This window comes from Treponema putidum (assembly GCF_024401155.1).
GTDB lineage: Bacteria > Spirochaetota > Spirochaetia > Treponematales > Treponemataceae > Treponema_B > Treponema_B putidum.
The window spans coordinates 1,219,276-1,240,294 of sequence record NZ_CP038804.1; the positions used below are offsets into that span (position 1 = coordinate 1,219,276).

The 21,019-nt window shown below is 36.2% G+C and carries 16 protein-coding genes; 6 read left to right on the forward strand and 10 right to left on the reverse strand.

Annotated elements, in window-relative coordinates; translation table 11 throughout:
* Window positions 1-11: 11 nt before the first annotated feature.
* The 5 genes from E4N74_RS05800 to E4N74_RS05820 form a co-directional block, all read right to left on the reverse strand.
* Window positions 12-1,559, reverse strand: coding sequence for a helicase HerA-like domain-containing protein (locus E4N74_RS05800; RefSeq protein WP_255819247.1), 1,548 nt, complete (start codon window positions 1,557-1,559; stop codon window positions 12-14).
* A gap of 166 nt (window positions 1,560-1,725) precedes the next feature.
* Window positions 1,726-2,913, reverse strand: coding sequence for a DNA methyltransferase (locus tag E4N74_RS05805; RefSeq protein WP_044979458.1), 1,188 nt, complete (start codon window positions 2,911-2,913; stop codon window positions 1,726-1,728).
* Complete coding sequence (locus tag E4N74_RS05810; RefSeq protein ID WP_084224544.1) at window positions 2,903-3,541, reverse strand: ApaLI family restriction endonuclease; 639 nt, start codon at window positions 3,539-3,541, stop codon at window positions 2,903-2,905. Before E4N74_RS05810 ends, E4N74_RS05805 begins: the two co-directional genes overlap by 11 nt.
* A gap of 130 nt (window positions 3,542-3,671) precedes the next feature.
* On the reverse strand, window positions 3,672-4,253 hold the full coding sequence (locus E4N74_RS05815; RefSeq protein ID WP_044979459.1) for an L-threonylcarbamoyladenylate synthase: 582 nt from the start codon (window positions 4,251-4,253) through the stop codon (window positions 3,672-3,674).
* A complete protein-coding gene (locus E4N74_RS05820; RefSeq protein ID WP_255819248.1) occupies window positions 4,228-4,677 on the reverse strand; it encodes a septum formation initiator family protein in 450 nt (149 codons plus the stop codon). Before E4N74_RS05820 ends, E4N74_RS05815 begins: the two co-directional genes overlap by 26 nt.
* 139 nt (window positions 4,678-4,816) lie before the next feature.
* Between E4N74_RS05820 and E4N74_RS05825 the strand changes: the two genes are divergently transcribed.
* Genes E4N74_RS05825 through E4N74_RS05845 form a run of 5 tightly spaced genes read left to right on the forward strand, consistent with a single transcriptional unit; the run spans window position 4,817 to window position 12,878 of the window.
* On the forward strand, window positions 4,817-7,453 hold the full coding sequence (locus E4N74_RS05825; protein ID WP_255819249.1) for a hypothetical protein: 2,637 nt from the start codon (window positions 4,817-4,819) through the stop codon (window positions 7,451-7,453).
* Window positions 7,453-8,376: a hypothetical protein gene (locus E4N74_RS05830; RefSeq protein WP_044979462.1), complete on the forward strand. Its 924-nt coding sequence runs from the start codon at window positions 7,453-7,455 to the stop codon at window positions 8,374-8,376. The genes E4N74_RS05825 and E4N74_RS05830 overlap by 1 nt, the downstream gene beginning before the upstream one ends.
* A complete protein-coding gene (locus E4N74_RS05835; protein WP_255819251.1) occupies window positions 8,360-9,904 on the forward strand; it encodes a 6-hydroxymethylpterin diphosphokinase MptE-like protein in 1,545 nt (514 codons plus the stop codon). Before E4N74_RS05830 ends, E4N74_RS05835 begins: the two co-directional genes overlap by 17 nt.
* The gene (locus E4N74_RS05840) at window positions 9,901-11,433 is read left to right on the forward strand and encodes a motility associated factor glycosyltransferase family protein (protein WP_145475259.1); all 1,533 of its coding nucleotides are present in this window, start codon (window positions 9,901-9,903) and stop codon (window positions 11,431-11,433) included. Before E4N74_RS05835 ends, E4N74_RS05840 begins: the two co-directional genes overlap by 4 nt.
* Window positions 11,430-12,878 (forward strand): diguanylate cyclase domain-containing protein, encoded by a 1,449-nt coding sequence (locus E4N74_RS05845; RefSeq protein ID WP_044979464.1) that lies wholly within the window; start codon window positions 11,430-11,432, stop codon window positions 12,876-12,878. The genes E4N74_RS05840 and E4N74_RS05845 overlap by 4 nt, the downstream gene beginning before the upstream one ends.
* Here E4N74_RS05845 and E4N74_RS05850 read toward each other — a convergent pair.
* The 4 genes from E4N74_RS05850 to E4N74_RS05865 form a co-directional block, all read right to left on the reverse strand.
* Window positions 12,862-13,101: a type II toxin-antitoxin system RelE/ParE family toxin gene (locus tag E4N74_RS05850; RefSeq protein WP_084224545.1), complete on the reverse strand. Its 240-nt coding sequence runs from the start codon at window positions 13,099-13,101 to the stop codon at window positions 12,862-12,864. The two genes, E4N74_RS05845 and E4N74_RS05850, sit on opposite strands and share 17 nt — an antisense overlap.
* Window positions 13,101-13,367: a type II toxin-antitoxin system Phd/YefM family antitoxin gene (locus E4N74_RS05855; protein ID WP_002671306.1), complete on the reverse strand. Its 267-nt coding sequence runs from the start codon at window positions 13,365-13,367 to the stop codon at window positions 13,101-13,103. Before E4N74_RS05855 ends, E4N74_RS05850 begins: the two co-directional genes overlap by 1 nt.
* 62 nt (window positions 13,368-13,429) lie before the next feature.
* A complete protein-coding gene (locus E4N74_RS05860; protein WP_255819254.1) occupies window positions 13,430-14,794 on the reverse strand; it encodes a glycoside-pentoside-hexuronide (GPH):cation symporter in 1,365 nt (454 codons plus the stop codon).
* A gap of 1 nt (window position 14,795) precedes the next feature.
* The gene (locus E4N74_RS05865; protein WP_255806546.1) at window positions 14,796-17,120 is read right to left on the reverse strand and encodes an alpha-galactosidase; all 2,325 of its coding nucleotides are present in this window, start codon (window positions 17,118-17,120) and stop codon (window positions 14,796-14,798) included.
* Window positions 17,121-17,232: 112 nt separating this feature from the next.
* Between E4N74_RS05865 and E4N74_RS05870 the strand changes: the two genes are divergently transcribed.
* Window positions 17,233-18,432 (forward strand): transglutaminase-like domain-containing protein, encoded by a 1,200-nt coding sequence (locus E4N74_RS05870; protein ID WP_255819256.1) that lies wholly within the window; start codon window positions 17,233-17,235, stop codon window positions 18,430-18,432.
* Window positions 18,433-18,463: 31 nt separating this feature from the next.
* On the opposite strand, the gene E4N74_RS05875 is transcribed toward E4N74_RS05870, so the two are convergent.
* Window positions 18,464-20,917: an endonuclease MutS2 gene (locus E4N74_RS05875; protein ID WP_255819258.1), complete on the reverse strand. Its 2,454-nt coding sequence runs from the start codon at window positions 20,915-20,917 to the stop codon at window positions 18,464-18,466.
* Between the last annotated feature and the right edge of the window lie 102 nt (window positions 20,918-21,019).

The following is a 21,019-nucleotide window of genomic DNA, read 5'->3' on the forward strand; positions in this document are numbered from 1 at the left end:
TTAGCCTTAACCTATCTAAACATCTTTTTTATAGAACCGAAAACTCCGCGTGTAATTTCTCTGCCTACCGTACGGGTCATACTGTCAACTAAGACCCTGCCCAGCCTTCCGGCCTCGCTTCTTTGTTTTTTATTTTGACTCTCTTCCAAACGGCGTCTTGCATTCTCTGCCCTTATTCGGGCATTTTCGGCCCTGATTAGGGCTGCCTCTTCTTTTGCCTTTGCAGCGGCCTCCTTAGTCAGACGTTTTTCTTCAAGTTCCCGTTCGGCAACCAGCTTCTTTTCTTCAAATTGACCCATAAGAATTTCATAGGCCGATTCCCTGTCGATTACATCCTTGTACTTATAAAGAAGAGGAGATTCTTCAACAATAGCTTTAAGTTTTGCATCCTCTACAGTGCCTATCTTACTTCTTGGGGGAGCTATTAAGACTCTTTGACTTATAGAAGGGCTTCCGTCTTCCTGTAATAGGGAAACAAGGGCTTCTCCCGTTTTAAGTTCGGTAAGCACCTTAGCCGTATCGAATTTAGGATTTTTCCTAAAAGTTTCGGCTGAAAGTTTTATAGCCTTTTGATCCTTGGGAGTAAAAGCCCTGAGAGCATGTTGAAATTTATTTCCTAACTGGCTTAAAATACTTTCAGGCAAATCGGCAGGATTTTGCGTAACAAAAAAAACGGCAACACCCTTTGAGCGGATGAGCCTAATCATAGTCTCTATCTTTTCGATAAGAACTGAAGATAAATTATTAAAAAGAAGATGGGCTTCATCAAAAAAGAAAACGATTTTCGGTTTTTCCGTGTCTCCGGCTTCAGGGAGATTCTCGTAAAGCTCCGACAAAAACCAAAGCAAAAAAGTAGAATAAAGATTAGGCCTTTGATAAAGGGCCGTAGAATTTAAAACATTTATATAGCCTCTGCCGTCCGAGGTAAGCTTAAAAAAATCGGCAATTTCCAATGCGGGTTCTGCAAAAAAATTATCGGCTCCCTCCCCTTCCAAAATGAGGAGAGCCCGTTGGATTGCTCCTATTGAAGAAGCTGAAATATTGCCGTATTTAAGTTTTAGATCTTGGCTGTTTTCGCCTATATAAACCAAAATCGACTTTAGGTCTTTTATATCCAAGAGAAGTAATCCATCCTCATCCGCCACCCTAAAGGCAATGTTTAGAACACCCGCTTGAACCTCATTTAAATTTAAAAGTTTGGATAAAAGAAGAGGCCCCATCTCAGATATGGTCGCACGCACAGGATGGCCTGTTTCTTTTAGGATACTCCAAAGGCGTATAGGATAGGATTTAAACTCAAAGTCGGAAAGGCCTAAAAGACTCAACCTTTCGTTTATTTTTTGGTTGGCCTCGCCCTTTTCGGCAAAGCTGCACAAGTCTCCCTTTACATCGGGCAAAAAAACGGGAACACCCATGTCGCTAAAGGCCTCTGCAATTACCTTTAAGGTAATAGTCTTTCCTGTTCCTGTTGCCCCCGCAATAAGGCCGTGCCGGTTTGCACGGTTAGGTAAAAGCTCTACCCTGTCCTCTCCTACTCCGATAAAAATTCCTTTTTCCATATAAACCTCTCAATAAATCGGCCTTAAAACCGGTTTACTCCGATTTTAGGTATTTGTATTTTAAATCAATTTAGATATAATATCAATACTTAAGGAACTTTTCTCAATGGACACATTCGATTCGGACGATGCAAAAGGCTCTAAACTCTCGATTATGAACATTGTGTTAGACGGCATTTAATAAGTTTTTTATTTGCAAATCTACATATTTTATAACTTTAACATCAGTTTCTCTTTTAAAGAAATCAACAGTGTGCTTTTCATTCGTTTGAATTAATATTTTTATGGGAAAATTTTTACCCTGAACTGCATTTTCTAAATTGGTGATTGCATCATCTATAGTTTCCGTGTCTTTTTGAATTTTTATCGGAATCAGCGAATTATCATTTTTAATGAAGCCATCTATACCTTTATTTCTTTGAACAGGAATGGCATTCAATAGAAATAATAAAGTACTTTCAAAAGAATTCTTTTCAATATATGAATCAATACCTTTTGAAAGCACTCCGGATTCTGATATTATCATTTCCGAAAGGCGTTTTTTAGAAATTTCAATAGCATCAGTATTTTTATCAATGCCGATAAATTTTCTATTTAATGATTTCGCAGCGACGCAAGTAGTTCCGCTTCCGCAAAATGGATCCAGTACAATATCTCCTTCGTTTGTAACAAGTTCAATTATTCGTTGAAGGAGTTTTACCGGTTTTTGTGTAGGGTAGCCGCATCGTTCTTTTGCTTTTGGATTTAAAAAAGGAATTTCCCAAACATCGGATAAAGGAACTCCTTTTTTTTCTGTTGTAAAAACAACATCGCCTTTTACATCTCTTTTGTATTCGGATTTTCCTTTTGAATTTCTTACCCGTTTTTGCAAGATTTGGTCAATATTTGTTGATGGAGAGTATTCTGTATAAAACTGATTGAATTTAAAATCTTTTGTTTTACTATAAAAATAAATATTTTGATGGGCATTAAGGAGACCTTTCTTTGAGTTAGACCATCTTTTATATGCCCATATAATCTCACTTTGAAAGTTTACCTCGCCAAAGACTTTATCAAGCTCTTCTCTCAAATAATGAGAAGCATATCTATCACAGTGAAGAAATATTGAACCGTCTTTTGTTAAAACACGCTTGATTTCATTCAAAACTAAAGACATAAAAGAAATATATTCATCTTTTGAAGAAAATTTGTCATCAAATGAATACACTTTCCCTTCTGATCTGGAACTTAATTCATGTTCTTTTTGCGAAAAAAAAGGAGGATCTAAATATACAAGATTTACAGAACTATCGGGAATTTTTTTTAATTCTTCACAGGAATCTCCAAAGATGACAGTATTTAAATCATGGTTCATATTCTACCGTCCTTTCATCTGCAATTTTTTTAAGAATTTCTTTTAAATCAAATCCTGTATATTTTTTTATGAAATTCCATGCATCATCGCCTGCATAATATTCACCTTTTATACCTCCATACAAAGTTTTTAATGTTTCTTGTATACGGATTGCCTGTTTTCGTTGAGGATAATAGAACATGACACGAATAGGCTTGTACCCTTTTTGATTTATTACTTTAACACGGGTATGTTCTTTTGTGATATGATCTCCATCAGTCGTCGCATCACGCCATTTTATCTCTAAAGCATCTGTATTGTTTAAAAAATCAATTTCGTAAGTTTTGGGTCTTTTTCCTAGTGTATTTGGAATTCGAGTTTTACCACCGGTTGGATATTTATGTTTCAAGCATAAAACCGCCGCTTCTTCAAGAAATGCCCCCGCGTATTTGTAAAAAAAACGCCCCTTATTTTGGTATATGTCGATTAGATTCCCTTCCGATTCCGATATTCCTAAAACCCTATAAATTAAAAAATGCGAATTATCATCTGATTTCATTTCTTCTGTGCGGCCGTCAATTTTTGAACGCAAACCGTTTGCATATTTATCTGAAAGAGTTTTTATTTCATTATATAATACCGTTTTCATAGCTTAAACTATACTATATTTTAGCAAAAAATTCTATATACAGATTACGGGACAAGCGCCTCTTATTAGGGCTCTATAAAAAAGTTTTTACCGTAAAGGCGATAGCCTGCTTTGCCAAGGTTTCTGCTATCTATTTAGACAGTTTTTCTGACGAGGTCAAAAAACTTAGATTTAAGGATCCTTGCCTGATTATGCATGGCTCCTTATCGATTAAACTGACAATTGTAGACGCTAAGCCCTTTTGCTCCCCTCCGTCAATTATCAAAGAAACCTTATCCTCAAACTCTCTTATTATATCCCCAATATTACTTAAAACAGGCTCTCCCGAATAGTTTACGCTCGTAGAATAAATTGGCGAGCCGGTTTTTCCTATTAAATCTCTAAGCCATTTATCATCAGGGCATCTAAAAGCTGATGTTCCGCCCCCTGTCCTATCTTTTACGATTATACTCAATGGAGCAGGCCAAAGCTCCAATATGTATGACGGAATAAACGTATCCGTATATTTATAAATATCTTGAGGCTTTTCAATAAGGCCGATAAAACTCTTTTCGGCCCCTCTTTTTTTGATTTTAATGATTTTTTCCTTCGTAAAAGGAATAATACCCGAAAAGCCGTAAACGGTATCGGTGGGAATTATGATTATTTCGCCTTTTTTTAGAATTGAAACCGCTAATTCTAAAGCCTTAGGGTCTTGCTTTGAAATAACCATCTTTTTTTACCGCCAGCATTTCAAAAATAATAATAATTACACCAAGAGATACTGCTATTGTCTTACATATATAGTCCGAAAGGTAATAGGGCTTTTCAATTTTTAAGATAGTGCCCGGGTTTAAACTTTTTCCAAACCCCGAATTAAAGTTTACCAGCTTGATTATACCTTCATTATTGTATATATAACCAAGCTCATGTGCATAAATGGCAATTGTTTCAGGGTCATAGGTAAGATTGCGTATGTGACTATCCAAATCATCTCCCATTTCCTTAAGAGCCCGGACATGGTCTACGAGTGTATTCCGCTGAATTTCCATAAACCGCGTTGAATATACCCCCTTAGGTCCCAAAAATACGGACAAGACAGTATAGGCAAAAACAGTAGTAAAAATGGGAATAAGTACTCTAAAATAGATTTTCATAGCCTAAATATATAACGGCATTTTATGTTTTTTTCTTGAATTTTTTCTCAAAATTCTTTAGAGTAAATAATTTAGGTTATTTACAAATTCTGTCGATATATAGTATAATTATAGACATGAGTTATATGGGAGAAATAGCATGGCATTAGATTTTAACAAAATAGATGAACCGGATGATTCGATTTTTCCGGTAAAAGAAGATGATTCAAATCTTGATATGTACGGCGTATGGGTCAAGAAAAGGCCTGAACATAAAGACGGCTATGAAAGTGTGTTACCCATAAAAGATGATATTACAGAAAATACTCTTAAAAGCGATTTTATCGAATTTGATGATCATGATATTATAGATTTAGATACTTCCGAAGACGAACTGGAATTTGAGGAATTGGCGGCATTGAATGACTTTGAAAATGTTGATACTGTCGAAGAAAATGTAATCTCTGAAAAGGATATTACCAACAATACCGGCATTTACGAAGATGAATTTGATATTTTCGGCGAATCCGATGCCGTTGAAATTGAAGATGCCGATAAACCGGAAATTGAAGAAGAAAGCAATCTTGATAATATTGACTTTGAAACAAATATTGATGAAATATCCATTGAAGATGAAACTTTAGATGAAAATAAAACTATAGAAAATGAAGTCCCTCAAAAAAATGATGTAAATGATTTTGAAGCGCTTGATATCGATGATTTTTTAAGCGATAACGAAACTGACTCCCCTATAACAGATGAAAAAGCCGAAAATAAAGACGAACCTGACAATTTAATGCCGGAAAATGATATAAAACTTGACCTTTCATTCGATGAAGATTATTTGGAAACAAAAGAGAGCGATGCTATAGACTTTGAGAGAGACGATAATTTTGAAATAACGGATGTAACGGGAGTTTCATCCGGAACTATGGATGAAAAAACGGAAATCGAAAATTTACCTGAGAGAACGATTGAGGACATTTCAGACTTTGATGAAATTTTTGATGAACTTGAATCCAATGAAGAAGTTGAAAAAAATACGCCAAAACAAACAAATGATATTCCCCTTAATATTACTATCGACGAATACTCCGATATAACAAGCATTGCCGGTAAGACCATGGAATCTGATGATGATCTTGAAGATGTCGAAATATTTAGCGATATTTCCGAATTTGAAGAAGTCGAAGATGTAAACAATGAAGAACAAAATAAAGATGTCGGTTTAGTTATTGAAAACACAATAATTGAAGCGGGAAATATAGAAGAAATCAGAAAAGAAAATCAAAAAATTATGAACAATTATTCTTCATCGGAATTAGAAGAACATCCTTCATCGGAATTAGAATCTGCATCGGAAGTAAAAGAAGAGAAGACCGCAACAGAGGAAGATGATTTTGATGCGATGCTGGACAATGTGATGGGCGAAGAAACTAAGGACAATGAAATACAAACAGAACAAAATAATTCAGATATGTTTTTTGATGATATTGGAGCCTTTGAAAATGATCTTTTGGACACTGACACAAACTCAACAAAATCAGAAGAAGATATAAAACCGGAATTGAAAAAAGAAACTGAAAAAGTTGCGGTTACGGCACCCAGTGTTTTTGCAAATGATAAGGCTACGGAAATATTGACTCAAATTGCAAGTGAATTGGTAAATATCAAAAATGAACTTGCAACGATGAAATTTGAAATGGCTCAAACACAGCAAAAGATTGAAGCAGCTAATATTCCAGATCCCGGGCAAAATGCAGCCGGAAATGTATCAAATGATTCCAAGGCAAGCGATGAAACAGGTTTTTTTACCGATGATGACGGAGATGAGACCATAGCTCTTACAGGTGATGAACTGAATAACATATTAATTACGGCAGACTTTACCGAAGAAAACGCTGAAAAAGATTATGAAATCCCCGAAACTTTGGATGAAATACATGAGGTATTCCCCGATGATGAAAATTTAGCTGAAGCTGACATAGAGGATACCGGTATTGAGATGAAAAACGATGATAAAGCGGATATGGCTATTGATATGAGTGCTAACCTTGAAACCGAAACATCCTTTGATAACAATTCTGAAGTTTCTAAAGAGGAAGATTCATTAAGTGCAGTAGAGCCTGAACATATAAACGATTTAACGGATGATATCGGCTATCTTGATGAAGATATAAAATTAGAACTCGAAAATGTCCCGTCCCTTGAAGGTGAGGACTTTATATCCGATGAGACAGAGAATCCGTCAGAAGAAAGCGGCTTTGAGGAATTCTCCAATGATGATTTAAGCGCCATTGAAAACTTTGATATGCCTATAACCGAGCTTGAACTTCCAGATGGACAAAGTATTCCTTTAGGAGATGAATACAGCGATTTTGAAGCAATTACAAAAAATATAGAAGAAGGACAAGATGTAGCTGCGGTTTTTGAAGATACGGATTTTGGAAATGAAGTTTTAGAAGAAGATGTCCTTGAAGATTATACAGAAATTGATGAACCTTTAAGCGATGAGCCTTCAGACAAGGATGAAAACGAAAAAAACATATTTTCGTCCGAAGAACTTGATAAAGCCGCACAAGATATTCCAAGGATTGAGTTTGAAGAAAGTGCTGCTGAAAAGCAACAAATACAAACGGAAACTCTACCAATCCATCTAAAAGATGAAATAAAATCGGTTCTGACATATATGGACCAGCTTCTGGAAAGTTTACCTGAAGAAAAAATTGAAGAATTTGCAAAGTCCGAATATTTTGATACCTATAAAAGACTCTTTGATGAGCTGGGGATATCTTAATGGGATTGAGGCAGAGGGCTGAGGCTGTTAGTATAAACAATTACCGGCCTCAGAACGTTCCGGCTGAAGATTCTCCTTTTTTTAATGCAAAAAAATATTTTGAAGCCTTTCTTAAAGAATTACATATAGGAAAAGGAGGCTTTTTAATAAAGACCAATGAAGATTTTTATAATCTTTGCTTTGCATCGGGTTTTGACATAACTACTTTTCATAGGTGCATGATTCTTTCACAAATAATAGAAGGTCTTCAAGTTAAGGAAAATGAGTGGTTTTCAATTTCAAATATAGCCTTAATTAAGAATTTTTTTTCCTCACAAGAATATATAAGCATTACGGATATTATTCTATATTCTATTGAAAAAGAAAAAGCTTTTTTATTTTTAGTAAGATCACAAAAAGATATTTACAGAGATAGCTTTGATTCTAAAAAAGCCTATATAAGCCTAAAAAAAATTATACCGATATATGAAAAACACAGATCAATTATCGAAATAACAAGGCCCGTCTATCCTTTTCAACACGGAACAAATACGATAATGCTTAAAATAAAATCGGCTCTTAATTTTAATAATACTGCTCACCTACTGAAAATTGCTTTTTTTCATATTTTTCCCGATACCGTAAAACTGCAAAGCAATTTAAATATTTTGCAACTTTATTATTCGATGACAAATAAAATTCTTAGCCTTATAGGTAAATCCAATATGGCAATTTTAGGGATGGATAATTGCCTTTACATTTCGATATTTTCATCGGAAAACCTGCCTATAGATATTTATATAAAAAAGATAACGGCAAGTTTAGCTAATATTTATGGAGAAGACTTATGTGCAAAACTGTTAATAGATTACACGGGAACTTCTAAAAATATAAACGAAATAAAAGATTTTTTTAAGGCTGTAATCAATGATAAAACAAGTTAAGCTTCATTCTTCTTATAATCCGCAAAAAGAAGCTGAACGATTTTGTGCCGCAATACAGGGGAATCCTAAAATCATAGTCATCACAGAACCGGGAGAATCTTATCTTGCGCCTATTTTGCGTAAACAATTTCCATACACAAAGTTAATCGCAATGCGGTATACGGATAATTATTTTTTAAACTCGGATCAGCTTTGGGATAAAGTATGGAGACCGGCAACAGGAAATCCTGCTTTTTTTTTAATAAATAACATTCCCGATGAATTTTTATCTTCCAGTCTTTTTTTACCATGGAAGGCGGCCGAAAATATTTGGCCTGATTCTGCCTCTTGGGTTTGGAAAGAAATATCCGAAGCTATAAGGATAATGCAAAGCGTAATAGCAACAAGAAGTTTTTTCGGTAAGAAATGGCTAAAAAACATGGGCGAAAACTTTATTTTTACAAAAAGGCTTGCCTATTTAAATTTGTTTGCCGAAAAAAAAGAAACCGATAACGAAAATTATTTTTTTGCAGGTGCAGGTCCCGGCTTAGATAAAGTTTTAAACAATTGCAGTAAACCAATCGATACAATTTTTACTATAGCAGCAGCCTCAGCTCTGCCGGCTCTTGATGCAAGGAATATAAATGTTAATCTTTGTATATCCACTGACGGAGGATATTGGGCAGGCAATCATCTAAAATATTTAAGTAATGATAAATTTAATGAAACAGCCCTAGCATTTCCGCTTGAGGCAAAAATTCCTTTCAATATTTTAAAAAAAAATCCCTGCATTTTTTTAAGCTACGGTTCATCGCTTGAATCTCTTTTTTTTAAAAACTTAGGAATTGAGCCTCTTTATGCAAAAAGAAACGGAACAGTTTCAGGTACGGCCATAGACTTGCTTTTAGACCATACTAACGGAAGAATCTTTATAGCAGGTTTAGACTTAAAAGGTTCAAAAGGGTTTTACCATTGTACGCCTCATGAAAGCTTAAGGCAAAAAGAAACCAAAGTAAACCGTTTGGACCCGATATCTAATTTTGCAGCTATATCGAATTTTGATCTGAGATCCTTAAAAACTTATGAAAAATGGTTTGCCAGAATACCAAAAGAAAGAGCCGGCCGTCTTTTTAAAATAGGGAACAATATTCAGCCTTTGGGAAATATAAAGGCCGTAAGTGAAGAAGAATTTAAAATTAAAATTTTTACCGGAAAAGAAGAAGGTAAAAGCAGCAATAAGACGGAAGAAAAAAAATTAAAAATTTTGGAATCTAAGCCTTTAGAAGAAAAAAAAAGCCTTTTATCGGAAATTTATAAAGATATAAAACAAGAAATAAAAAATGGAATCTTTTTTGACAAAATAATAGTCAATGCCAAAGGAAAAAATATAAGCACACCCGAAAAAGAATTATGCGAATTTATTTCTTTTCAGAATTATATAATCTTTTTAAAAGAAAAAGATACACATAATGAACAAGAAATTAAACTAAAACTTGAAAACGAAATAACCTCTTTTTTAGACAATCAAATTAAAAGGCTTAGACCATGAATTTTTTTGATAAAAATATAAAAAATTTAAAAAAAAGAAATCTCAAACTCGCTGAAAATATTATATCTGCCGAAGATAAAACGGATTACCCGCATACCGAGTATTCTAAGACGGGCATTTTGCTTCCTGTACTCAAAAACGGTAAACATCTTCATTCGAAATATGACCCAATAAAAGAAGCGTCGAGGCTTTTTACAGGAAATGAAAATTTTGTACTTTTTTGCGGATTAGGCGCAGGTATTCATATAGAGTATTTTTTAAACAATTTTAAATCAAAACACTGTGCCGTAACCGAAACGGATTTTTCAAATTTAAAAACTTTATTTAAAATTACGGATTTTTCAAAACTTATTGAAAATAATAATTTATTTTTTTTGCCTCCATTGGAATCTGAAGACTTTGAAAGAGAATTTATTAACGCTTATATCCCTGCCATACACGGGAATTTTGAATTAAAAATCTTAAGACCTTGGGAAGACTTTTATAAAGAAAAAATTCAAAAATTTGAAAAAAAAATTCAAAATTCATTAGAAAAAATACAAGCCGATGTTTCAACTCAAGCAGCCTTCGGTAAACTATGGATGCGTAATATTTTGCGGAATTTAAGGATAGCCTCTTTAATAAATCCCAAAATCCCAAAAATCGACATAAGTAAAAAAGCCTGTATTTTAGGGGCTGGGCCGAGCCTTGAACCGGCCTTAGAAATCATAAAAAAAGAAAGGGAAAGGCTTACTCTTTTTGCTTCCGATACGGCTTTTCCCGTTTTAAATACAGCCGGAATTGAAGCGGATTTTTTTATAACTATTGACCCTCAAAATATTTCATATGCACATTGTTTTAGACCCTTTACAAAAAATACCGTAGGTATTTTTGATCTTTGTTCAAACCCAATCCTATCCGAAGAATTTTTAAAAAACGGCAATACTTTTTTCTTTACAAAAAGTGCTCATCCTTTTGCACAATATGCCTCATTATTTTCTCCCTTTCCTTATATGGAAACGGGAAGCGGCACAGTTGCACTAGCTGCAAAATCGGCGGCTATTTCACTTGGATTCAGAAATTTGGAATTTTTCGGTCTGGACTTTGCTTATACCGGCGGCAAAGCCTATGCAAATGGGACATACCTTTCTAATCAATTTCAAAAAACTTCTTCTAAAACTTCTCCATTAGAAACAAAATTTTGTGATCTAATGTTTAGAACACCGGTAAAAAAAACGGAAAAAAACGGAAAAATCACTTATAGCACGGCTCTTTTAGAAGGATATAAAATTTTTTTTAACTCAAAAATTAAGTCTCACAGTCAACCGAATATACGGAATTTTTGGAAAAAAGAGGAATTTTCAACATTTCCGTATCTGGATTTTATCCTTCATTTAAAAAACCCGAATCAACATAATAAGACTGAGCTTACAACCGCTCTTTTACCTTATTTTACATATTTAAGTAAAAAATTATCTAAAAATATCAGTGATTTTGCCGATTTAGAACTTGTACTATCTCAAATTCTGGAGTATACTATAAGACAATGAAAAAGATGTATATTGGCATATATGCCGCAATAATGTTGTTAATTATATTGGGAACCTTTTCATGGTTTGTATATGGTATTGTAAGAGACTCGAATACCGGAACAGCAGAGGCCAGATCTACATTTGCTTATTTTGCAAAACAAATTATAATCTTGTCGGAAAAGGAAAATTTTGCTCAAAGCTCGTATAATCAGAAATTATATGCACTTGCAGATGAGCTGGAAATCAAGGCTTTTATCATTTCAACTCCTTCTAAGAATATAATCCTTTCTTGGCCGAAGGACTCTAGCTTAATAAGCTATGATGAAAAAGGTGATTTTATGATAAAGCCGGCCTCAATGTTTGTAATAAACCATAGCGGTAAAATTAATGTCAAAACAATGCAAAGCCATGATACGGAACTTATTTTAACGGCTTCAATACCTACCTTAAAGCCTGCCGTAATTTATTTAAGGCTTAGGAGTGCTTTTTTTATCGTTTTAGCCGTAACTATTTTAACTGTCATAGTAATACTCATTACAAATCTTACAAATGCGAAAGAAATGGTATATGCAGACATCAGAGAAAAAGATTTAAAAAAAGAGGAGAATTTAAACGGAAGCACTTATTATGCAGAAAATAAATATTACGCCGAACCTCAAGAAGAAACTTATCCAAGTATTGACGATTCGATATCTGATGAAAAATTTGATAATTTAAACAGCAATTTAAGTACTCAGACCAAGGCAGATGATTTAGAGAAAAAAGACGAATACATCTACGGTCTTGAAGATTTAGATGATTTGAATATTACAAAACAATTTCCATATGAATCCGGAAATGAATCAAAACATAAGGAAGAAAAAAATATTACTTATGTAAGTTCCGATTCGGAAGAGTACACTGAGCTAAAAAATACCGAAGAAAGCTCTTCACCGAATACAGGAAATACCGATATAAACAAGGTAAGAGGCCTTTACTCCCCCATTACGGGAATAAGCTGGCAAGAATATTTACCTGAATATTTGGAATCTGAATTACGAAGAGCCGCTTCATCGGAACAAGATATAGCCTTAGTTATTATAAAACTTAATGATTTTACCATTGAAAGCATGATTGGAAAAAAGATTGCAGCTCTTTTGATAGATTTTATCAAATTCAGAGATATGATTTTTGAATTTGATAAAAACGGATTTGCAGCCATTCTTCAAGACACAAACTTAGATGAAGCTATGAAAAAAGCCGAAGAGATCTTTAAGGGAACCAAGAGCATTTTAACGGAATATGATGTATTAAAACCGATTTCAATAGGTATAACAACAAGAACATCCCGACTTATTTCTTCAGAAAGAATGATTGAAGAAGCCCAAGCGGCGGTAAATAGGGCTATAAAAAATAATGAAGACCCAATAGTTGCCTTTAGGGTCAATCCCGAAAAATATAGGGAATTTATTTCGGATAATTAAATAGTTTAATCATATACCTATAACCGAAAATATCATGTATTAGAGGTTTTATGGGTGTGTAACAAGGGGCAGAATAAGGAAAATCTTTAAGTAAATCAACTTGCTTAATAATTTCATGCAGTAAATTCTCAGCAGCTTTTTGATTTTGTAAGGCGTGAGCAATATAACCTATAATTTCTTTTAAATCATCAAGAGCTGACGGTAGATATTCAATTTTATACATTATTCACTAATAAGCTTTTGAATTTCTTCAAATACATCTTTTGATGAAAAACGTTTTCCTGTCAAAGAAGCTTGTTTTTCAGCTTCTTGTAATTTAGAATAAATATCACTTTCAAATTTCATATCTTCAAAAGTTTCCATACTCATTACAACCATATCTCCGTATCCGTTTTTTGTTAAAAATACCGGTTGTTGACTTTGATGTACAATCTTTGAAATATCGGCAAAATTATTACGCAAATCTGAAACAGGCCGTATTGTATTCATAGTAAACCTCCCATACTTAATTTATCATAATTATGATAAAATTTCAAGAATTGTGTCTTTCTTTACTCCTTTTTTACCAGCTCGCCCCGCTCTTCAAGTTCCGTTAAGATATCGGCATAGGTTTTTTCATCGATTTTATAGCGGAGGCGGTAGAGGATGTAGCTGCCGACTATACAAAAAAGAGGGAAAATAAGCATAGCCGACTTCATCATCAAAAGACCTTCTTCGGTAACTTCAGCAGCGGATGAGGCTTCTTTGATTCCTGAAAGGATGACCACTGCGCTTACGATGCCGTTTCCGATAGCTCCTGAAAGTTTATTGATAAAGGGTTGAATCGAAAAAGAAATACTGTCATTCCGTTTGCCCAGTTTCCAATGACCGTAATCAACGCAGTCTGCTAGGAACATGAGCATCATAAGCTGGATAAAGGCTTGTCCCACAAAAATAAGAACTCCCGAAATACCGATAAAAAGCATGGTATTTGTAGGAGCAAAAAAGAAAAGGGCATAACCGGCCAAAACCATTATTATCGAAGCCGTATATATGTTTTGCCTTACAAAAAATTTACTTAAAACCGGAAAAATAATCAGGGCTGAAATTTGGGAAAGGCCTAGGATAACCGCAAAGACGGAATACATGTTTTCATCTCCGTAGGCATACTTAAAAAAGTAAAGGCCGAAGCCGGTCGTCGTCATATAGCCTATCATAAATAAAGTCATGGCTATTGCGGTCAAAAGGAGCTGGTCGTTTTTTATTATAACGCTCAAGAGCTCTTTAAGGGATGTATGCTTTTGAGGCTTTGTTATTTTGGGCTCTTTTACGCCGGCTAAGGTTATAATTTGGCCGAGCCACATAATTACGGTAACCATAATTGCAAAGAAAAAATATCCCTTTGCAAGGCTGCCCGTCTTATTGCCCAGAGCGGTTGTAATAGGCACTATTCCTGCAACAACAAAGAAAAGACCCACATTTGCACAAATACGGGCAATCGCCCCTATTTTTTCTCTTTCCTTTTGGTCTACACTTAAAGAAGGGAGCATTGACCAGTAACTTATATCGTTTGTAGTAAAGGCAACACCCCATAAAAGATAGATAATGCCGAAGAAGGCAGCATAGGCGCTTCCCTTAATCCCGAAATCCGTAAAAAGAAGGATTGTAAAAATCCCTGATGTCAAGGCTCCGAAGGCTATCCAAGGCTTAAATTTTCCGTATTTGGTTTTGGTATTATCGACTATCAAGCCCATAACCGGATCGTTACAGGCATCAAAGATGCGGGCTGCAAGAACAATAACCGTAATACTCCACAACACATTTGTCGGAACATAAATTACATCGGTCATGTAAAAAATAAGGTACATGCTTATCAAAGAGTAAACCATATCGCGGCCTATAGTGCCAAGGCCGAAAGTCCATCTGTTTTGTTTCATTTTAAATGACCTCCTTTGTTACAAATAAACAGGAGCCGAAATCTCCCCAAAGGTGGGTCTTATCATTATAATAAGTGCCCATAAATTGATTATTTAAAAGAATACCGTAGTCCAAGAGCTTGCCTGAGGCTCGATATTTTTCTACACAATCTAAAAGAGCATAATACTTGTTTACCGTTCTTAAAACAAGCCCCTCAGGGTTTAAAGAAATGGGAAGCACATGCTTAATCAAGCCCCCGAAACGCTTTATATAGAGGCTTTGAGGTTTTGTTTCAACATCGTATAAGGCATTTTCCTTCATTCCTTTAACTTTTAAAATACTGTGCCCGTCGGCAGTCCGTGCCTTCATCTGAAAAAGTCCTGATACGGCAGTCCTGCCGTCAGAACATTGCCAATGCCTCTGATTATCTTTATGAGTACCTATAACCGAAAAAGAACCGAACTGAAAAATTTTTCTGTATTTTTTATAAAAAGAAACTTGTTCTTTTATTTCTTTTTTTTCGGCATGGGTTAAAAATTTTAAATCCAATTCATAACCTAAGACCCCGAAACAAGCGGTATTAAAGCGGGTGCTTAAAGGAGTTTGCCTTAGGGTCTGCTGATGAGGCGAGGCCGAAACATGGGCACCCATAGTAGAAAGCGGATATAGGAGACTTAAAGAGCCTTGTATTTCCTGTCTTTCCACAGGATCGGTATTGTCCGATGTCCATATCTGGGGAGAAAAGCAAAGCATTCCAAGATCAAAGCGGTTGCCGCCTGAGGAACAGCTTTCAAGCAGAATATGAGGACGGGGAGAAAAAATCCGCGTTAAGACCTCATAAAGACCTAGAATATAGCGGTGATAAAACTCTCCTTGATTTTTTAAGGAAGAAGAAAAGGCGGCCGATATGTGACGGTTCATATCCCATTTTACATAAGAGACATCCGCCTCATCTACAATTTTTGAGACATTTTCAACTATATAATCTCTAACTTCTTTAAGGCAAAGGTCAAGCACTAGCTGGTGCCGCCCCCTGACCGGCTCCCTAAAAGGCTCTTTTAATGCCCAGTCTGGATGAGAGCGGAATAAATCGCTGTCCTCGTTTACCATTTCAGGCTCAAACCAAAGCCCGAAGTCAAGCCCTATTTTACGCACCTTATCGGCAAGTTTTTTAATTCCTCCGGGAAGTTTTTTTGTATTTACCCGATAGTCGCCGAGACCTGCACTATCGTTATTCCGGTCTCCGAACCAGCCGTCATCAAGCACAAAAAGCTCAAGCCCTAACTTTTTTGCCTTACGGGCAGAGCGTAAAAGGCTTCGACGGTTAAACTTAAAAAAATCGGCTTCCCAATTGTTTATTAAAACCGGTCTTTCTTTTTCTTTCCATTCTCCCCTTACAATGCACTTATTTATAAAGCTATGCATATTTGAACGAAGCCCGTTAAAGCCTCTATCCGAAAAAGAGAGAACGGCCTCAGGCGTTTCAAAGCTTTCTCCTTTTTTTAGGTTCCAAGAAAAACAATGAGGGTTTATCCCGATACCGATGCGGATTAAGTCCAAATGGCTTTTTTGAACAAAGCCGAAATGATTTCCGCTGTAGATCAGGTTAAACCCGTAAACCTCTCCCCTATCTTCATCTATTCCATGGGCTGCAATAAGAAAACCGGAATTGTGGCGGTTAGAGCTTGCTCCGGTTGTAGACTCGTTTACCCACATCCCATAGGAAATTTCTTTTTTGTGGAGATTAGCTTCTTTAATCCAACTCCCGTCAAGGGTGAACATATCGAAGCCCCTGTCCGGAAGATCTATCATCATACTCATAAGGCGGCGTATTTCCAAGGCTTTTTCATTATTATTTGTCAAGACAGCACGCCTTGTTATAAGATTAAAGGACGGAAACACCGTATAGTAGAGTGCAAGACTAACATCGTTTATATCTTTTAAATTTATGATAAGGGTTTCGGCATCTTCATTTCCGTCAATGGCGGAAGGAAGAGACTGCATAGGTTTCGAGCCTTTTTCTATCTTATGGTATTGATAAACAAAATCGTGCGTAAAAGAAGAATCGGGCATTCTTATTTCGCAAGGAGAATAACGGTAATCCCCCCTGCCGTTTCCCGACCATTGCAAGGGGATATTATCAAGCACATAGAGGGGATCTTTTTCATCATAGCAAACGGAAGAACCTGTCTGTGCCGTTCTTTTTACAAGGAGACCCTGTATATCGCCTCTTTCCATCTTTTTACCGTAATGCACGGTTTCTAAGTGGCCGTAAGGACTTGTACGGAACCAATAGCTTGAGTTCTCGGTTTCCAGATAAAAAACATCATTTTCAAATTGAATCATATCTTAAACAGTATAGCACAATTTTTTAGGATATGCAAAGTAAATTTCATGTTAAAACTATAGTATTATTATTAAAAATAAGTTATAATTATAAGGTAATATGAGGGAAAAAATGAAGAAGAAAAACGTTTTACTATTTTTTTTGTTTTTAAGTTGTTTCTTTTTTTTAAGTGTTTCTCTTTCGGCGGAACAAATGTATTCCCCTTCATGGGGCTATGCACTCGACCTGCCTGAGGATTTTGTTTTAGCCGATAGAGAAGGAAATGAAAGGTACCTTTTTCAGCATGCTATTTTGCCGGTTTATTTGCAAATCGCCTTGTATGAAGAGCCTCAATTTAAGACTGCAAAAGAAGCGGCCGAACATGTTTTTAAACAGCTAAAAATGACTCATAAGGATGTTCCTTTTATATGGAGAAATAAAGAAGCTCTTTTATCGTCGGTATCGTTTTTATATTCGCCTTCCGAAAAATATAAACCTAAGGAGCTTTCAGGCTGGGTTTTAAGCCTTGAGCTGCCAAATAAAACAGGCTGGCTGCTGCTTCTTACCTATACCGATAAGGATAAGGCAAAGGAGTGCGAAAACCTCATGATTTCTTCTCTTGACACGGTTTATACGGATACAATGTCTTATTTTGAGCCCGGGCCGGTTACAACAGCCCTATATCCTAAAACAAAAGAAAAAACTATCGATTATGCTTTTAACAATAAAAACATATCCTTTACGATAGATGAATCCGATGCAGAAGCGAACCAATCGGTAATTGACAGGGAATTTTCGGTTTTGACTATGTATTTAAATCATGATAATTTAGTCGCAGCTTGGCAGCGTTTTTACAAGGTAATTTTTAGGGATGCATGGAGCCGAATAGCCCCCGCTTCCTTTGCCGTATATACTTCGCTCTTTGATGAAAACAATCAAAACGGATTTGCCGAAAAAGCGGCAAAGGAACTGCTTTTTTTAGTTCAAAATTTTAACTATGAAAGAGACAGAAAAGGAAGCGATTTTATAAACCTGCCCCAGGCCCTTACGGAAAAAAGAGGAGACTGCGACAGCAGGGCTCTTCTTATGGTGCTAATGCTAAAACAGATGAACATAGATGCCGTCCTTTTGGTTTCTCCGAATAAGTCCCATGCCATTGCCGCAGTAGACTGCCCGGGAAGCGGAACCTGTTTTACTCATAACGGCAGAGATTACCTTGGCTGTGAAACTACGGCCCATGTACCTATAGGAGAAATAGCTGATGAAATAGCAGCTCCTGAAAATTGGTTCCCCGTAGATTTTTACGTAATAGAAAATTTTGAATCAAATTAGCCGCGCCGGCAGCGTTATCCGCAGAATGGACTTAACCGAGGCTTACTATCGTCTTTCCCGATCCTCCTTCTTCCGGCTTTGCAAAACGGAAGGCCTTTACATAGGGACTTCTTTTTAAAAATTCGTGAGACAATTCTTGAAGAATTCCATGGCCCTTTCCGTGAATTACGGCAAACTCGGTGATACCGTGCACCAAGGCAAGATCCATCTGATCCTGCAAGGCCTTTTGAGCTTCCTCAGCCCTCATTCCTAAGAGGCGAAGCTCAAAAGAAGGACGGGAAGAAGGAGCACTTGTGTCGCTTATAAGACTGACAATGGGTTTGGAAAATTTAAGCTTTTCTTGATTTTCGCAAATCTCCATGTCGTCCTCGGCAATAGTAAGTTTTAAGTTATCGATAGCAACGAGCCACTTTCCTTTTTTTTCTTCACGGATAAGCTCTCCGTTGCGGTTGAGGCTTTTTATTATAACCCTCAGCCCCTCTTGAAGCTTAAGATTTTGAGGATCCTTATTTTCTTTTGAAGTATGAAGTCTTTCATCTATTTTTGTTTGCTCAAGTTTTATGGCCTCATGTTCTTTGCTTAAATCTTTTTCAAAATCATCAATCCATTTTTTGACGCTTAAAGTTTTTTCACGGCTCAGCTCTCCCTCTCTCAACTCCCGAACAAGGTTTTCAAGAAATTTTCTTTTTTCTTCAAAAAAAAGATCGAGCCTTTTTATTCCGTCTTTTTTTAGCTCCAATTCTTTTTGTTTTAGCTGAAGCTCTTTTAAATCGGAACGACGCCTATCCTCTTTAAGTTTTAATTCTTCTTCTTTTTTTTGAAGTTCAAATTCGTTTAGGTCTTCATGCTTTTGAATAAGCCCCTTGATAAGATCTGAAACGTCAGCCCTATTGTTCCCTAAATAAAAGCGGGCCTTGTCGATTATATTTTCGGGAAGACCGTTCCGCTTGGCTATATCAACGGCATGGCTTTCTCCGGGGACACCCATTAATATCCGATAGGTGGGGCTCAAGGTGTTTTGGTTAAATTCGACCGAAGCATTTACACAAGAGTCCTTACTATAGCCGTAATTTTTTAAGGCACCATGATGGGTTGTAACAAAGACAAAGGCTTTTTTTTCTAAAAGGTCATCAAGAACTGCCATTGCTATTGCGCATCCTTCTTGAGGATCCGTGCCGCTTCCAAGCTCATCAAGGATTATAAGGCTTTTATCCCCTGCCCTCCCTATAATTTCTGAAACATTTTTCATGTGAGCCGAAAAGGTAGAAAGAGATTGATCCATAGACTGCTCATCGCCTATGTCGCAGGCTATAAAATCAAAGTAAGGAAGACGGGTCAAAGGGCCGGCAGGAACGGGCCAGCCCGTTTGGTTTATCAGCGCAAAGAGAGCTGCCGTTTTTAAGCTTACGGTTTTTCCTCCGGTATTCGGGCCGGTTATGATAAGAACCCTATCATCTTTAGATAATTTTAAATCTATAGGAACTGCCGATTTTCCAAGCAAAGGATGGCGGGCTTGATGAAGATAAAAAGAAAGAGGGGCTCCTTTTGAATCAGAGCTGCCGCCCCTGCCTATTGAAGGGCCTGCCCCTAAATCTATACTGCCTGCAAAGACACAATTATTGGAATGTGCCCACCGAGCCGCGGCCGCAATACAATCCAATTTTGTGATTGCTTCACATGCTTCTTTTATGTTTTCGGTATGTTCTGCAATTTGAGAAGTCAAGTCTTGCAAAAGCCTTAAAAGCTCGCGTTCATATTCGGCATGAGCGGCGATAAGGTCATTATTCTTTAAAACTATTTCTTCCGGTTCAAGATAAAATGTTTGTCCCGATTGAGAATACTCATGAATGATACCCGGAATTCTTCCCTTAAAATTTGACCTTACGGCTATAACCTGTCTTCCGTCTTTGACCGTAGGCAGATTGGATTGAAGCATTTGACGGGTTGAATCATTTGTAAAATAATTCCGCATAGTTTTATCTATATCGTCCTCGATAGAGCGTATCTTATTTTTTATTGTCCTCAAAGAAGGAAGGTCTTGTAATTCTCCGTTTTCGTCTATAAAAGAAAATACAAGTTTTTTTAGATGGAGCATATCGGGTATTTTTTTTACAAAAGAAACAATCGAGTTTTCATTTATTTCTTCATTTTCTAAAAAGGGACTTAGCCATTCATGTAAAGAAGAAACCGACAAGGCTAAAAGTCCGACCGAATAAACGCCTTCAATATCAAGGGCGGCACCTTCAACTTCTATTCCTTCAAGAAAGGGAAGAACGGGGGGCCTGTACTTGATTGGAGGAGCCTTATATGCTCTTAAAAGACTTAAAAAATCAAACCCATATTTTTTTTCTTCTTCTATTTTTTTTATGTCAGTGTCGGGATTCTTTTTTAAGCAAAATTCCTTTCCCTCATCCGTTACACAATAGGATGCAATAATTTCTCTTATCCGCGAAAACTGTAAAACTTCCAGCGTATGCTCTGTCATATTTACTCCAATAAAAACTTTTTGCAGCAAATATTAATTTGCGAAAAAAGTTTTTTCAAGTAGTTTTGCTTTATGCAAAACTACATACAATAACACGATGTT